General features: G+C 52.1%; 12 protein-coding genes and 1 tRNA gene. 2 read left to right on the forward strand and 11 right to left on the reverse strand.

The features are described 5' to 3' along the window. Positions 1-353: 353 nt before the first annotated feature. Genes ANT_RS12250 through ANT_RS12285 form a run of 8 tightly spaced genes read right to left on the reverse strand, consistent with a single transcriptional unit; the run spans position 354 to position 11,019 of the window. Positions 354-1,136 carry a WecB/TagA/CpsF family glycosyltransferase gene (locus ANT_RS12250; protein WP_013560841.1) on the reverse strand — a complete coding sequence of 261 codons (783 nt, stop codon included), beginning with the start codon at positions 1,134-1,136 and terminating at the stop codon, positions 354-356. Beyond that, the gene (locus ANT_RS12255; protein ID WP_013560842.1) at positions 1,133-2,407 is read right to left on the reverse strand and encodes a glycosyltransferase; all 1,275 of its coding nucleotides are present in this window, start codon (positions 2,405-2,407) and stop codon (positions 1,133-1,135) included. The genes ANT_RS12250 and ANT_RS12255 overlap by 4 nt, the downstream gene beginning before the upstream one ends. Next, the gene (locus ANT_RS16585) at positions 2,368-4,434 is read right to left on the reverse strand and encodes a heparinase II/III family protein (protein ID WP_049784904.1); all 2,067 of its coding nucleotides are present in this window, start codon (positions 4,432-4,434) and stop codon (positions 2,368-2,370) included. Before ANT_RS16585 ends, ANT_RS12255 begins: the two co-directional genes overlap by 40 nt. Further along, on the reverse strand, positions 4,419-5,669 hold the full coding sequence (locus ANT_RS12265) for a lipopolysaccharide biosynthesis protein (RefSeq protein ID WP_013560844.1): 1,251 nt from the start codon (positions 5,667-5,669) through the stop codon (positions 4,419-4,421). Before ANT_RS12265 ends, ANT_RS16585 begins: the two co-directional genes overlap by 16 nt. Then, positions 5,666-7,162, reverse strand: a complete 1,497-nt coding sequence (locus ANT_RS12270; RefSeq protein WP_013560845.1) for a DUF362 domain-containing protein — start codon at positions 7,160-7,162, stop codon at positions 5,666-5,668. The genes ANT_RS12265 and ANT_RS12270 overlap by 4 nt, the downstream gene beginning before the upstream one ends. Further along, complete coding sequence (locus tag ANT_RS12275) at positions 7,159-8,556, reverse strand: phenylacetate--CoA ligase family protein (RefSeq protein ID WP_013560846.1); 1,398 nt, start codon at positions 8,554-8,556, stop codon at positions 7,159-7,161. The genes ANT_RS12270 and ANT_RS12275 overlap by 4 nt, the downstream gene beginning before the upstream one ends. Positions 8,557-8,603: 47 nt before the next feature. Further along, positions 8,604-10,013 carry a class II fructose-bisphosphate aldolase gene (locus ANT_RS12280; RefSeq protein ID WP_013560847.1) on the reverse strand — a complete coding sequence of 470 codons (1,410 nt, stop codon included), beginning with the start codon at positions 10,011-10,013 and terminating at the stop codon, positions 8,604-8,606. Positions 10,014-10,017: 4 nt separating this feature from the next. Beyond that, complete coding sequence (locus ANT_RS12285) at positions 10,018-11,019, reverse strand: aldo/keto reductase (RefSeq protein ID WP_013560848.1); 1,002 nt, start codon at positions 11,017-11,019, stop codon at positions 10,018-10,020. A gap of 71 nt (positions 11,020-11,090) precedes the next feature. Between ANT_RS12285 and ANT_RS12290 the strand changes: the two genes are divergently transcribed. Next, entirely contained in the window at positions 11,091-11,861 is a 771-nt protein-coding gene (locus ANT_RS12290; RefSeq protein ID WP_013560849.1) for a kanamycin nucleotidyltransferase C-terminal domain-containing protein, read from the forward strand. On the opposite strand, the gene gatB is transcribed toward ANT_RS12290, so the two are convergent. Together gatB and ychF are read right to left on the reverse strand one after the other, a co-directional pair. Next, on the reverse strand, positions 11,858-13,327 hold the full coding sequence (gatB, locus tag ANT_RS12295; RefSeq protein WP_013560850.1) for an Asp-tRNA(Asn)/Glu-tRNA(Gln) amidotransferase subunit GatB: 1,470 nt from the start codon (positions 13,325-13,327) through the stop codon (positions 11,858-11,860). The genes ANT_RS12290 and gatB overlap by 4 nt on opposite strands. A 50-nt stretch (positions 13,328-13,377) precedes the next feature. Next, on the reverse strand, positions 13,378-14,448 hold the full coding sequence (ychF, locus tag ANT_RS12300; protein ID WP_013560851.1) for a redox-regulated ATPase YchF: 1,071 nt from the start codon (positions 14,446-14,448) through the stop codon (positions 13,378-13,380). Positions 14,449-14,510: 62 nt separating this feature from the next. Between ychF and ANT_RS12305 the strand changes: the two genes are divergently transcribed. Further along, positions 14,511-14,592: transfer RNA gene (locus tag ANT_RS12305), tRNA-Leu, on the forward strand. 79 nt (positions 14,593-14,671) lie between these two features. Here the strand turns inward: ANT_RS12305 and ANT_RS12310 are convergent. After that, positions 14,672-15,310, reverse strand: a complete 639-nt coding sequence (locus ANT_RS12310) for a sulfite oxidase-like oxidoreductase (RefSeq protein ID WP_013560852.1) — start codon at positions 15,308-15,310, stop codon at positions 14,672-14,674. Positions 15,311-15,359 lie beyond the last annotated feature (49 nt).

The raw sequence follows: 15,359 nt of genomic DNA on the forward strand, positions 1-15,359 counted from the left end.
TTCTTGCAAACCAGTGGAAGGGCAAAAGTACAGTCAGAATCTAAGAAGCCCCGGAAGGGGATTAAGACAAACTCCTGACGGTATCGGGTATCTATTGGGCAAAAATGTCAGAATCTAAGAAGCCCCGGAAGGGGATTAAGACTCCCATCCGCAGGGTGAGGCGTTTGCGGCTCACCGCCCAGCAGTCAGAATCTAAGAAGCCCCGGAAGGGGATTAAGAGCCTTTGAGAGGTTCGGGGAAAAGTTATCCCAAGGGAAGCAGAGAGAATCGCAAAGCCAAGAAAAAGACGAAATATCAAGCCCGGCATTCAATAGATGAATCACCGGGCTTTGTGAAATCAGGGAAGACTTTCCTTAGTCTCCATCAGGCGGACGCCACCATCCCAGCATCTGCGACAGTGCCAGCCAGATGAAGCGCGGATTGTTTACCAGATACCGCCTCCAGAGGCGTTTGGGTTCGCTCATCAGACGGAAAAGCCATTCCAGGCCTGCACGCTGCATCCAGGCAGGTGCCTGAGGCTTCAGCCCGGCAAGGAAATCAAAAGCCGCACCCACACCCAGCATCACTGGAACGGGCAATTTTCCTGCATGCTCTGCCATCCAGAGTTCCTGCTTAGGTGCCCCCAAACCTACCCAAAACAAATGAGGTGCAGCAACTTGCACACGCTCCACCAGTTCTTCCTCTTCCCTCTCTGTAAGGGGGCGGAAGGGGGGGGATTCCACGCCCGCTACCTGTAAGCCGGGATTCTCTCTGGACAAGCGCTCAACCAAACGTTCAGCCACGCCTGGAGCACCGCCGTAGAAGTAATGCCGCCATCCGCGAGGAACTCCAAAGCGGCAGGCTTGTCTCAACAATTCAGGGCCATAAACGCGGGCTATGGAGGAATGCCCCCACCAGAGCCCCATCCAAACCAACGGCATGCCGTCCGGTGTCACCATACCCGCATGGTTCATTGCCCGGCGCAAATCAGGATGACGGGTTGATTCGGTCACAGTATGGACATTAGCAACACAAACGTACTGGCGTTCGCCGTGCTCAATCCATCTTTCCAGGGTATGAAGGGCAAGGGGCATATTGAGCACGCTGACCCGTACTCCCAACAGATTGAAGGAGGAAAGCGATTCGGGGGCATTCATACCGCTCTCCGTTGAGAAACCTGTATTACCTTGTCCAGCAATGCGCCAAATTCTCCAGCCAGTTTTCGGCGATCGTACTGTTCCAAACCTTCCTGAGGAATCCGCACACGCTCACCCCGTTGAAAAACTTCATACATCTGTAACATAAAATCGGAAGCATCCTGTATCTGATGAAAGCCAAAGCATCTTCCCAACTTTCGTTCATCCACAAGACGCTGGGCAGAACCCGGCTCGGCAAACAACAGGATAGGTGCCTGTCCTGCCGCCCAGTATTCATAAAGCGTTCCAGCAATGGCAGTAGTATTTCCCAATGGTTGAGCAAGGAAATACAGATTCGCACGCCTGAGCCAGCCGACCAATTCCCGGCGAGAAACTGCAGGAAAGTTCTTTACCACCCCAGATAAGTTGTGCTGTTCAAGTAAGGGCTGGTACTCTTTGCCCAAAGCATTCCCAAGAAAAACCGCTTGAACATGGGGGTGCGCCTCTGGCATCTTATTCAAAAAAAGAGCCAGCGATTGCAGAAACGGGCCAGCATCTCGATATCCGCTCTCATATCGTCCGGCGGTGCTTAAGATCAAAAAGACGTGGTCGTCTATGGGAGGCTGGGGAACATCTTTCATTTGCTGGATTTCTTCCAAATCGCTTCCATTGGGAATATAGTGGATACATTCTGCAAATTGTGGATAGCGGCGGCGGTACACCTCCAGGCTTTCGGGCGTGACCACACTTACAGCACGACAAGTCCGGAAAACCCACACCTCTGCTTCTTTTTCCAGAAATCGACGCATTGGTGATTTAAACTTCTGGATAGGATTGCCCACGAAATCATCTTTCAAGTCCAATACCAGAGGTTTCCCCTTCAAGCGGCTCAGCAAGGCGCCCATCCAGGCCGTGGTAAAAGGCAAAGCCACGGCGAGGATTAAATCAACCTTGGGGGCTTTTTTCAAAGCCACCCAAAGCGTTCGCATGCCCCAAAGCGTTGAAGCCAGCAACCCACGCCACCCCAGTCCAACCGGGTCAGCAAGCGTGAAAGGTGCAGGCACACGAACAACCTCTGTGCCGGCTGGAATCTCTCCCAGCAAGTTCTCGCAGGAATCAGGCGAACGGTTAATGGGTTTTTGCGGATCCTGAGTCAGTACAGTAAAATGCCATCCTTCAGGGGCTAAATAACGCATCCACTTCACAATCCGAATAGAGCCACCTGCCGTGCCATATGGCGGAAAGAAACGAGTCAGGACAAGCACCCGGTATCTAGAAGAATCCTCTCCCATATGTTTCTCCCTCTGTAAAGCGTGCTTTGAAGACGAGCCCGCCAATCCTGTTCTTGTTGTGCTTCTCCAATGGCATAAACTACCCATCCATTGTTAAAAAGCGCCCGAATGATTCGGGAAGGACGAATGATTCGATAGCCGATAGCCATTTTTCCCATTTCTACCCACCATGAGGAATGGGCAGAGAGGGGCTGAATCATCAACCGGTGTTCTCCAGATTGACACAGGAAAATACCCTGCGCTTCCGTTACCTCATTCACCCCCCAGTTCAGATGTAAAAACAGTTCCCCCGGCTTGGAGGAGGGATAGACATGGTCAGCAATCAGCAGAATCCCGCTCTGGCCATCAAACAACCAGCGGCGTTCCAGCGCATGCACTTGATCCCAGTGCAGAAAATATCCCTGTGCCTCAAAAAGATCCCCTTCTTCGCGCCAGGAAAAATCGGTTATTCTGCCGCTCTGAATTATACGGAAGGGAATTCTCTCGTCATGACAGTTTTGTTCAGCACCCACTACCCGCGCAAGGTTGTGCATAGCAGTGGAACGACTGAGATGATACGAATGGTAGTCCCCTGTGTACGAGAGCGTTCCGCCGTCTACAATCCAGTTCACCCCCGAAGAAGAAAAAGTAAAACTGAGCGAATCATTATGCGCATGCGCCCCTCGACCGGCATGTCCTACATCTCCCCATTCAATGGTCAACACACCTTTTGGATGATGAGATACCCACCAGCCCCCTTTTGGAAAAACCCTCACCCCGTTGAGAAAGTCCCCTTCCTGTAAAGCAGTTCTCATGAAAGAAACAGCATCATTGCCAAGCATCCACAGGGCATCTTCCCATTCTCTGCCTGCGGCGCCGGCAAAATCGGAGCGCTGGAAAAGCACTGCTCCCACTGCCAGCAAGTGACGTCCATCCGACCACTCTTTTTCAGGGGGATTGTACATCTTCAAACGATGCAATCGCCCGTTATCATGATCCCCTATCAGAGGGAAAGTTCCATTCGGCTGGCACAAGTACATCAACGCCTCGAGCATCTTTTCCAAACGCTGTAAGAATGCATGTTGAGCCGGTACTCGATTGTGCTTCATCAGAGCAGTCAGAGAAAGAGCCATTTCCATCACCAAACGATGGTATGAAGTAGAGGCTTCAAAACTTACCCCATCCTCGTACACCTGACGAAGGAATTCACGTTGAAACTCCCCCCACGACCACTCCCGCCAGCGAAGGGCTTCAGGGAAAAGTGGCATGAGAGTCCCTAAATATCCCAACCCAACCAGATTTGCCAGGTAATGGTTGGAGGGAACCCGCATGGTATTTTCCAAATGGCGCTCAATAAATCTGCCGTGTTCCCATAAGGACCGAATGAAAGAAAAGTGAAATGAAGGGGAGAGAAGGGGGGAATCGGCAAGAAAAGCGTATGCCCACAGCCAGTTGACTACCCGAATAGCCACATCCATAGTACATGCCCAGTTGACCCCCATGCCTGTCGGGTTGCAAGCAATCCAATCCTCAATTAACCTTACCCACTCCAGAGCATATTGTTCCTGTCCAGAAAAGGCATATGCCATTCCCAACCAAACCCCAAACTGAAAACGACTGAGTTCCCAGGGCACTTTAATATCATAACCGCCGGGGTATGGTGCTGGTAAGCAACGATAAAAAGGCACTTTAGAATCCCACGTATAGCCTGAAAGGTAGTCGGTATGCCATGGAATACGTGCTCCCAGTGCAACAGGGGTCTCTGTAAAGAGAGCAATTTCGTGCCGAAGAATCTGGTCAGCATTCTGAAGAATAGATTCCTGTTGATGAGCATTTAATGAAAGCCGCATTTGTCTTTCTTCTGGTGTAAAGAAAAAACGCTGCCAGAATTGCTCTCGAACGCGGGAAAGGAATTCTTCCCTGTCTTTGCCGCGCACAACCACCTTTTCAAAGTCTGCGTTCCAGCCAGTGAAATATCCCTGGTGATCCATGCTACGTTGAACAAAACGGCGCGCTTTTCTAATCAAAAGATTTATCGCTTGCTCCATACCAACCCTGTAAACGCACCGAAGTTGATCACAAATTGAGAGAGCACTGCCACCCCCGCCGCGCCCATTCCTCCCCACCGCGGAACCACAAGGTTATATCCTATCAGTGCTATGACAAGAGAAATACAGGAAAGAAAAAACAGTGTACGGTAACGCTGTTGCCCGATAAGGATATTGACCAGCGGACTGAACATCAGACTGAACCAGATTCCAACAGAGAAAATAATCCAAATAGAGAAAGCCTCAGCATACTTCCCCCCATTGAGCCAGACAAACAAGGGCTTTCCCCAAATATCAAAGAGGACAATCGGAAGTATCACCCAAGAGGTAGCCAGAAACCATTGCCTTATAAATCGCCTTTGAACATCCGGCACCTGCATTTCAGCCCGCGCAAAGCGAGGAAGAAGCACTGCATGTACAGAGCCCAAAAACAACAACCCCATGGAATAATACCGAGCCGCCGTGCCATATTCTGCCAACGCCAGGGTAGAGGCAAAGCGACTCACAGACAGCACATCCAGGCGGGCAATCACCGCCAGAAGCACAAAATACCCGATTAGCCAGGCGGCTTGGCGTAAGAATGACCAGAACCATGCCGAATCGGTTGCAGATGCTCCACCCATGGCTTGAATTTTGACCCACCCGAAAAGAGCCGATAAAATATTTACCCCTATGAGTATTCCAATCAATAAAGGCGCCGTCAGGCAACCCAACCAGATATTCACCAGAATCAAGAAGAAAATCCCGCCCTGTCTCAGCAAAAGTAAAAAAGTGAACCCCCGGAAATTCTCCACTGCTTGAAACATGGCGCGTCCCAATTGAAACGAAACAAGCGCCAGTGCATAAAAAACTCCCCACTGCACGGCAGGGACAGCCTCGGTTTTTCCCAAAAGCAAAACTGCCAAAGGCTGGGGAAAAGTTACAGCCACCACACCAATCAGAGTGATTCCCGCGGCTTCAAAAAGGAAAAGACGAACCGGCAGACGCAGATCGATTGCTCCATGTCGGCTATGTTGGAAGGAAAGAGTACGTACCAGCGCAATATTCAACCCATTGGAAATAACTTCCGTGAGGAGAAACGCTACCGCTTCTGCTGAAACATAAAAAGCATAATCGGCTTCTGTCAATGAACGAATCAGCAAAATCACCGTGAGAGCAGTAAACCCTTTTGCGATTAAGTCTCCCACTGAGACGAGTGCCAGGCGGCGAAGAAAAATACTGGGCGAGCGTTTCATGTCCCTGAGTCATCCAGTTCCAGGTAATTTTTCCAGCCTGGATGAGGTTCAAACTCCAGATATCTGCCAGGCTTACTCAGCAAATCCAACCACTCTGGTACTTCAGTAATGAGGGAAATCTCAGAGAAATGATCAGCAAAGCCATGTGTTTGCAACCACTCTATCCACCGGAGTCGTTGCGGGTTTAACCCCATCAAGCGGGTAGCCACCCAATCCACTGCCAGAAGATCCTCCCCAGCAATCAACACTCCCGCAGGACGGGCTCGCGGAGTCAATGGTCCTTCCCGATCACCACCGATAATTCCATCCACAATGGAAAACATTCGCCGTGGTGGCAAGTCGCACCAGTTTCCATGGGCATCTACATGATAAAACATCTGAGTCAGGTCTGCCGTCATACGCCAGGCACTGTCATTGCCATACCAGTTTCCACCATCAAAAATCCTTTTCTTGGCTTCGCTTTCCCCTGTCACCACCGGGCGCAAAGTTTTCCGGTATACGGAACGCAACAACCCATACACACGGTTGAACAAAGGATTTTGGCGAGCCAGGAGATGATCAAACAGCCATCGTTGTGCGCGAATCGATAATTTCTCCATAGGAGACAAAAAGTCTGGCGGGAATTGATCTCCGCCCTGCTCGGGAAAACCGACCTGATAATGAACCAACGTATTTTTATTGGTGCATATTCCGACCAATCCTTTGGCATTGAGAGTCACCCCTACTTTTTTATGCACCTTCAATTTGGGTATGGAAATGACCACATCTGCAGAGAGAACGGTCCTGGAGAGTGCATATTCCTGAACCTCCCCATGATGATGACGAATCACCTCGTTCCGATCATAATCTGCTCCGTAAAAGCGGGAAGAATCGGTCACCCCGTAAAAAGCACTGCGCTTTCCCAAATTGACCCATTGTTCCCCCAATGGATCGCCCGGAAGAGGCATGCGCAAATGAGAATAAGCAACCCCATCACGCATTTCCTTTTGCCAAAAACTGCGCAAATCAACTATCTCCAGTGGCATTTTGTACGCATGCCAGAACCAATCCTGCAGAATAGACAACCCCATCTGCTCGCTTAGAGTCGAAAAATCACAATCCATTTGGGGAGCATCGGAAATGACAACACTGCCTTCCCCTTTCAGAGCCAAAACCACGTAATCCAGAACTGCCCGGATAACAGAGGAATGAGTGACAATCGAAAAAAGATTTCCTCCATCAGCATGATGGCTGAGCACGAAGTTAGGCTTAATCAACACACGATCGCCGGGATGAATAATTTCTCCTAAAGGGTTCCACTCGGGGGTATTAAAACGCCCGGCATCCATTCCCAATAAACGGAAACTCTCCCGCACTCCTTCATAAGCCGGATTTTCTTCCTGAGAGAGATCGTGCCCCCGATACTCTGGATAGGTTATAGAGGGATGAAAAGGCGAGAGAGTCGGATAGCGTGCCTCACCTTTCCAAATAGCAACCCGATAAGAAACACTCATTCTATTGTTTCCTTTATCCAATCAAGAGAACACTTCTGTTCAATCACCTTAAATTTTCCTCTTGGGGTCAGCGGAATTTGCTCCACACAAACCGTCTCTAGAGAAAAATCTTCTCCCAACTTGGAACTCATTTCTTGTTGGATACGATTTAAATCATTCTTAGAAAACTCAGATCGGGGAAGCAATTTTAAAGTCACCTTTCCGGGAGTATCCTGATAAAACTGAAACTGCCAAACATGATCAAACAAATCATTATGCACATTCAGAGCCGTAAACGAAACTAACCTCCCATACTGACTGATCAGGAACTCCTGAATCCTCCCCTGAACATTCGACAAAATAGGGAAATTCCTGCCACACGCAGAACAAAAATTCCCTGCCAAAATTCCTAAATCCCCGGTACGATAACGTATCCACGGTGTGCCATAATTCCAGAAAGATGTAACGACAATCTCACCCACTTGCCCCAAAGGAACAGGGTTTCCTTGCGAGTCAAGCAACTCAAGATAACCATAAAAGGGCCAGAAGTGGTACTGGTCGATATATTCACACCAATGTCCGAGACCCGCCTGTTCGGTGTGTCCATAGTGAGCAAAAATGCGAGCGGTTGGAAAAGCCCGGGCAATGAGTTCTCTTTGCCATGGATAGATAGTTTCCGATGCCAAAAAGATTACCCGTGGTTGAAGAACACCTGCATCCCCGCGCTCCAGAATCAAGCGAGAAAAAAAAGTCATTGCAGATGGATAGGCTTGAATAAATAAGGGAGCAAACTGTTTGGCGATTTGAAAATATTGAGGATACGTTTCAACAGTCAAGTAGTAAGTGGAAAGATGCAATTCTCGTCGAAGCGGGTTATACCAGAAAAATCTTTTCGGAGTCCCTTGAAACCATCCCCGAAGCGTGAGTGTTTTTTGATCCGGAATCCAACCGCCCCATTCCCAACCGGCATGCATGAAGGCATCTTCCATCCATCGATTCACTCTGGTATGGTAAAAACCTACGGGCACACCTGTGGAGCCACCTGTAGTAAGGTATGTTAAATTTCGCGGCGAAACAGAGCGTGAGGTAAATGCCCTTATATCTGTTTGAACAAAGGATTTTTCTAGCAAAGGGAATGCAGGTAAATCCTCTAAAGTTCCGAAATCTGCGGGGGTAATGCCGGCTTTTTCGTAAAGATGTCGATATCCCGGTACATTTTCATAGGCATACCGGATCATCCATCCTAACCGCTCTGTTTGCCATTCTCGAATACGTTCAGCATCCCACCACTGGGCTTCAGAAAGGAAACGGCGCAGGCGACGGTACTGCGCCCCTGCCCTCCACGAGAAGGGAAGAGCGCCATAAAGATACCGAAACGCTTGCTCAACCGGATAAAGGATCGAGGGTAAACGCATCCCGTCACTCTACTATGAAAAGATTCTATCACACCGTCTTCTGCCTCCTACCCCGAAAGATCGCTCTCTCCGGCAGGTTTTGAGGCTTCAAGCCAGTAATCTTCCAGATAGAACGGCACTGGACGGGGATTCACCCACCGTTCCACCAGCGCCCGTGTGCCGGCACAACCCAGACGCTCCATCAGGTCCACAAACTGGGTTTCCCAATCCTGCATCACCGCCTGGCGGATTTCCTCCGGCAGACGCAAAAACGTCTCTTTGAAAGGCGCCAGGGCGTGCATGCGCACCCCAGCATAGAACTGAGCATCGCTCTGCTCCGCACGGCGCTCGTGCTGATAACGCGCATCCAGCCACGCCTGGACGGCCTTGAGGTATTCTTCAGGCAAATGCTCGAAAAATGTGTTCATGAACGCTGTTGCCAGATGCACCTCCAGCGTGCCGTAGCGCACAAAAGCAGGGAAGTATTCCAGCGGCAGGGTAGATGCACCATGCTGAACCACTCCACCCATACCATAAGATTGCCGCGCAACCTCACCAAGACGCTGAATGGCATCAAAGGCAATATTCACTGGCGCAAAAGAGCCATCGGGCAGGACAATTCCGCCGTGTGCCGAACCGGTATGGATGCTCACCTTGCTCAAGCCAGCCAAATCGCCCGCCAGGGCATGCAGTCCGCGCCGGAAAAGGTGCATGAAAGCGTGCAGTTCTTCTTCGGTTGTCACATGACCGCCTACCTCGCCAATTTCCCCACCCAAGGAGAAAGAAATCCCCTCCGGCTGGAACGAACGGGCAAACGCCACCAGACTGGCGGTGAGAATGGCGTTATCGAACTGCTGATCCAATACCCGGTCATGGCTGAGATCCACCAGCGTGGAAGCATCCAGATCGAGGTTGAAGAACCCTGCCAGCACGGCTTCGCGGATGAGCGCCTCAAGGGCGGTTTTCTCCTCCCAGCGCGCACGCTTCGCCGAGGCTTGAAAGTGATCACCCTGCAGGAAAACCGCCCCGCGGTAGCCTTCAGCAATTGCCGCCGCCAGCACCGCCGTAGCATACTCCGCCAGGCTCTGCCCCGTCCAGTCCAGTTCCACCCGGGCAATTTCAAAGATGAACGCCCCCGCGTCCAACTTGCGAGCCGCGCGGAAGACTGCCCGCGCCGCCTCGAACGGCAACACGCGCAGATTGAAGGCTGGCGTGGTCCAGGTCGCAGGGACATCCCCGCGAGCACGCGCCCGGTATAGCCCATCAATGGAAGCAGGCAGAATCCCCAGCGACTGAGATGCTCCCCGCACCAGAAAGCGCGCCCAGGCGGCGCGTTCCCCTTTTTCCAGCGAGGAAACCTCCACCAGGCGATGAATGGTCGCTCGCAGACGCGGTTCACTGCGCACCTGCACGGTCAGCCCATCCCATGCCAGGCTGTCTTCCACCATGGAAAGCAAACCCAAAGGAAGTAAACTCATAGGCTCAATCCGTGATTCGGGCTTTCATCCAGTCGTTGCTGTTGTGGAAATCTGCCACGGCGTTTCCGGGATGCACCAAAGCATCAAATAACGGGCGGTCCTCGTCGTTGAGACGCATCTCCAGCACAGGGAGCAACTCTTCCAGATGCTCCAGCGTGCGCGGACCAAAAATCGGCGAGGTAATGCCGGGCTGATCCTTGCACCAAAGCAAAGCCAGTTGCGAGGGCGTCATGCCGCGTTCCTGCGCCATCTGCGCCACCTTTTGAGCCACTTCCACACCGCGGCGGGTAATGCGCTCGCGGAACATGTTGCCCATGCGCTCGGCGCGGGAGTCGCTGGGAATCTCCCCACTGGCATAACGCCCGGATAAAATCCCGCCTGCCAGGGGTGACCACGGCAACAGCGCAAGCCCATATTTTTGCGCCAGCGGCACCAGTTCGTTCTCAATGCGCCGATCCAGCAGGTTATACGGCGGCTGTTCGCTGATGTAGCGCACCAGCCCGTACTTCTCGCTCACCGCCAGGGCTTCCATTACCATCCAGGCGGGATGAGTGGAACAGCCAATGTAGCGCACCTTGCCGGAGCGCACCAGATCATCAAAGGCACGCAGAGTTTCATCCACCGGCACGTTCAACCCGGGACGGTGCAGTTGGTACAGGTCAATGTGGTCGGTTTGCAAACGTCGCAGGGAGTCCTCACAGGCTTTGAGAATATGCAAACGAGAGACCCCGCTCTCGTTTGGACCTTCGCCCATTTTTCCGTAGACTTTGGTCGCCAGCACCACCGAGTCGCGTCTTCCGCTCTCTTTGAGCGCTTTGCCCACAATCATTTCCGACATTCCGGCATTATACACATTGGCAGTATCAATAAAGTTGATGCCGGCATCCAGTGCACGGTGAATGATGCGGATGGACTCTTCCTCACCGGTGGGACCGCCAAAATTCATCGCCCCCAGACACAGGGGAGAAACCATCACCCCCGTCCTGCCCAGCATGCGGTATTCCATGACAAACCTCCGATATAATGGAGTTACATTTCTGATTATAGGTCAAAATCAGCGAAAGGATGACTTCAGAGATGGGCGGGCCCCAACCATTTTCCCATGAAATCCGCATAACGCGAGCGCAGGACATTGCCCAAAGAATCCAGCGCCATTTTGGCAAACGTACGCTTGCCATAGGGCTTTATGGTTCACTGGCGAGGCAGAGCGATGGTCCGTTTTCGGATATTGAAATGCATGTACTGATTGAGAACATGGAAGGCGACCATACCCTGGAATGGTCCGAAGGGCCCTGGAAAGCCGAAGTGAACCTGTACAGCCCGCAGACCTTTCTGGAACAGGCATCTGAATTGGAAAGCGACTGGCCCATCACGCATGGAGCCTATGCGAATATCCTGCCCGTTCTGGGAGATTCCGGCTGGTTTTCTCAAGCCCGCGAGCGGGTTTTTAACCACGACGAGGATGAAATCCGTCCGGTGCTGGAAGAAGCCCTCATCGGTGATTTGTACGAAATCATTGGAAAACTGCGCAACGCCCGCTCTTCAGGAAACACCCAAAGCGTGGCTACCTATGCTTTTTATGCGGCGCGCTTCGCCGTGTGCATCGTCGGACTGTGGCATCGTCATCTGTATACCGGCAGTGCCATTCTGTATAAAGAAGCCCTGAGCCTTCCCGACCGCCCAAAAGGATTTGATCCTTTCATTCAACGCATCATGGAAGGCAACCTTACCGACCCTCAAACCGTTTTCGAAGAAGCCGATGCCTTGTGGGCTGGCTTTGAAGGCTGGGCAGATGCCCATGGCTTGACCCTCTACCGAAGCCTGGATGACTTGCTGAACGAAATCTAAGCCGCTCCCCCGTTTTTTCCCTCTAATTGACGGTTGAGTTCCTCACGCACCAGTTGAGGATTGGCTTTGCCCTGCATCAGGCGCATCACCTGCCCGTAAAACCAGTTGAAAAGGGTTTGTTTGCCGGCACGGTATTTCTCCAGTTCGGCGGGGTTTTCCTGCAAGACCTGAGCCACCACTCCGGCAATCCAGGTGATATCCGAAACCTGCTCCAAACCCTGCTCGGCAATGACTTCTGCCGCTGTTTTACCCGAAGCGCCCATTTCCTGCAGGACGCTTTTTGCCGTGTTCAGGTTGATCTGCCCATCCATGGCACGATCCAGCAAATCGGCGAGCATTTCGGGAGAAATGCGCAGATTTTCCAGGCTCTGCCCCTGCTCGTTCATCCAGCCCAGCAGTTCGCCCGTCACCCAGGTTGCCGCCATACGGGCAGAGGCTTTCCGCAAAGCCTGCACCGTGCGGTCGAAGAAATCTGCCAGGGCAGAATCACTTACAAGCAGACGGGCTTCCGCCGAAGACAACCCCAGTGCTTCCACATAACGGCGCTGGCGCTCCCAGGGCAGTTCCGGCAAAGCCGCCCGAACCGATTCAATCCACTCGGGAGCAAGCACCAGCGGGGGTAAATCCGGCTCGGGGAAATAGCGATAGTCATGGGCTTCTTCTTTACTGCGCTGAGAGAAGGTGATTTCCTGTATCTCGTCCCAGCCCACCGTCTCCTGTTCTACGGCTTCACCGCGGGCAAGTTTGGCACTCTGTATTTCAATTTGATGCGCTACAGCACGTTCGAGGGAACGAAAACTGTTGAGATTTTTTATCTCCACCCGTGTACCCAGCACCGAACTGCCCGCAGGGCGAACGGAGATATTCGGCTCAATGCGCAAAGCGCCTTTCTCCATATCCCCGGAACTGGCTTGCAGGGTACGCAACAGGGTGCGCAGTGCCTGAGCATAAGCGCGCACTTCCTGAGCGGTGTGCAAATCCGGCTCGGAGACAATCTCCAACAACGGCACCCCGGCGCGGTTCAAATCTACCAGAGAATACACCTCCCCATCGTTGCTGAAATGACTCAGTTTACCGGTATCTTCTTCCAAATGCACCCGGCGGATGCGAATCTCGCGCCAGCCGGCTTCTGTTTCAATGGGCAGAATGCCATTCACCGCCAAAGGCTGTTCGTACTGCGAAATCTGATACCCTTTGGGTAAATCTGGATAAAAGTAGTTCTTGCGGGCAAAGATACTGACCAGATTGATCTGACACCCCAGCGCCAGAGCAACCCGCAGAGCAAGTTCCACCGCCTGACGGTTAATCACCGGCAGTGTTCCCGGCATCCCGGCACAGATGGGACAAACCGCCTCGTTGGGCTTTGCTTTTGTCGAATCCACCACCGGACAGGAACAGAACATTTTGGAACGGGTCAGTAGTTCCGCATGAATTTCCAGACCAATCACAGCCTCGTATGCGCCCATACTTAAAACAAAAGGGAGACCAGGGAAGCCCAGTCCCCCTTCCTCCTTCCCTAAATATTGAAGCGGATGTTCAAAATATCGCCATCCTGAACGATATACTCTTTTCCTTCCAGGCGCAGTTTGCCATGGGATTTGACCTCATTCACCCCACCCAGCGCTATGAGGTCATCATAAGTCATCACCTCCGCTCGGATGAAGCCCTTCTGCAAATCGCTGTGAATGACGCCCGCCGCTTCGGGAGCCGTAGCCCCTTTGCGCACCGTCCACGCCCGACACTCATCCGGTCCAACTGTGAAGAAAGACTGCAAACCCAACAGGTCGTAGGACAGGCGAATCATCTTGTTCAAACTGGGTTCATCAATGCCGTATTCCTGCAGAAATGCCGCGGCTTCTTCCGGCGGCAACTGAGCAATTTCCATCTCCAGACGGCACTGTAACGCCACCACCTTGCTGTGACGATGGGGATAGTCAATTGCAGGAGGTTGTTGTCCTTCAGAAACATTGAGGACCACCAGCATGGGTTTGCGGCTGAGGAAACCGAAACTGGAAAGCATCTTTTCTTCCTCGGCGTCAATGTCCACATCCCGCAGAGGTTTTTCAGCAACCAGTGCCTCGTGAAAACGCTCAAACAGGGCAATTTCGCGGTCGATGGTGGCTTTATCGCGCCCACCGCCCTTTTTGCGTTCGTCATTCAGGCGTTCCAGTTTGCGCTCTACGGAGATTAAATCGTTGAGAATCAGTTCGCTCTCCATGCTCGCCAGATCACGCAGGGGATCCACACTACCCGCAGGATGAGGGACATTTTCATCCTCAAAACAGCGCACCACCTGGATAAAACCATCCATCTGTGTCAGTTGATTGAGCAACGCGCCCGAAATGCCCGTCTTTGCCGCACTGCCTTCCAGTCCGGCGATATCCGCATACGTCACTTTGGCGTAAATGGTCTTCTTGGGCTTGAACATCGCCGCCAGGCGATCTACACGCGGATCAGGGACATCCACAACCGCAGTATGGACTTCCAGTTTACCGGATGCCATTCCAGTGGGCTGATTCCCGCGCGTTAAGGCATTGAAAAGGGTGGTTTTTCCCGATTGAGGTAAACCGATGATGCCTAATTTCATAAAATCAGAACCTTGACCCTTCTGCAAAATTTGTTTATACTCAATACAGATTGACAGATTGAGCCGAAGTGGCGGAACAGGCAGACGCGCGCGACTCAAAATCGCGTTCCGAAAGGAATGTGGGTTCGATTCCCACCTTCGGCACTGCAATTATAACAAAGTCCCCATGAAAAACCGCGCGGAGTTGACCGCGCGGTGAAAATTTTTAAGCATATCTGAACGATTACCCGTAGCGCTCTTCTTTCCACACATCGGCATCGTTGTGATACCCTGCCATCTCCCAGAAGCCCGGTCGGTCCTGCGCCATGAACTCCAGACCTCTCAGCCATTTGGCACCTTTCCAGAGATAGGGCGTCTTGAGATCGGGACGATCAGGGATGAAACCAATCACCCCGCGCAGAGGGTAGCCATGCTCCGGATCCAGCGGCTTGCCATCGTAGTGTGTGGCAAGCAGGAAATTTTCCTGCAGGACCACCTCTAAAGGTAAATTGGCGGTAAAACCATACTCGGCATGTTGCATGACAAAGCGCGCGGTCGGCTTCAAACGCACTAATCCCAATTCAATCAGCGTGCGCACCGAAACCCCCTCCCAAACGGTGTCGAACTTGCTCCATTTGGTCACACAATGCAAATCCATAGTTACCCGCGTTTTGGGCAACTGGTTAAATTCTTCCCAGGTTAACCGCAAAGGCTGTTCCACCTCGCCCCAGACACGGAAATCCCATGTTTCCGGGTTAAACGTTGGTACGGGTCCATAATGCAGGACGGGGAATTTCTGAGTGAGCGCCTGTCCGGGAGGCAAACGCCCCGCGGCGCGCATGGCTTCTTCTTCCTGTTTTCGCTTTCGGATTTGATCGAACATATTTCAGCCTCCAGTGTCTGATTATACCGGACTCTTTCAGTCCGTTTCC

Origin of the sequence: Anaerolinea thermophila UNI-1, from assembly GCF_000199675.1 — a bacterium.
Lineage (GTDB): Bacteria > Chloroflexota > Anaerolineae > Anaerolineales > Anaerolineaceae > Anaerolinea > Anaerolinea thermophila.

Coding starts and splice junctions, on each gene's coding strand:
- ANT_RS12250 (WP_013560841.1), bottom strand. CDS start 1,136: ATGAATGCCCCCGAATCGCTTTCCTCCTTCAATCTGTTGGGAGTACGG.
- ANT_RS12255 (WP_013560842.1), bottom strand. CDS start 2,407: ATGGGAGAGGATTCTTCTAGATACCGGGTGCTTGTCCTGACTCGTTTC.
- ANT_RS16585 (WP_049784904.1), bottom strand. CDS start 4,434: ATGGAGCAAGCGATAAATCTTTTGATTAGAAAAGCGCGCCGTTTTGTT.
- ANT_RS12265 (WP_013560844.1), bottom strand. CDS start 5,669: ATGAAACGCTCGCCCAGTATTTTTCTTCGCCGCCTGGCACTCGTCTCA.
- ANT_RS12270 (WP_013560845.1), bottom strand. CDS start 7,162: ATGAGTGTTTCTTATCGGGTTGCTATTTGGAAAGGTGAGGCACGCTAT.
- ANT_RS12275 (WP_013560846.1), bottom strand. CDS start 8,556: ATGCGTTTACCCTCGATCCTTTATCCGGTTGAGCAAGCGTTTCGGTAT.
- ANT_RS12280 (WP_013560847.1), bottom strand. CDS start 10,013: ATGAGTTTACTTCCTTTGGGTTTGCTTTCCATGGTGGAAGACAGCCTG.
- ANT_RS12285 (WP_013560848.1), bottom strand. CDS start 11,019: ATGGAATACCGCATGCTGGGCAGGACGGGGGTGATGGTTTCTCCCCTG.
- ANT_RS12290 (WP_013560849.1), top strand. CDS start 11,091: ATGGGCGGGCCCCAACCATTTTCCCATGAAATCCGCATAACGCGAGCG.
- gatB (WP_013560850.1), bottom strand. CDS start 13,327: ATGGGCGCATACGAGGCTGTGATTGGTCTGGAAATTCATGCGGAACTA.
- ychF (WP_013560851.1), bottom strand. CDS start 14,448: ATGAAATTAGGCATCATCGGTTTACCTCAATCGGGAAAAACCACCCTT.
- ANT_RS12310 (WP_013560852.1), bottom strand. CDS start 15,310: ATGTTCGATCAAATCCGAAAGCGAAAACAGGAAGAAGAAGCCATGCGC.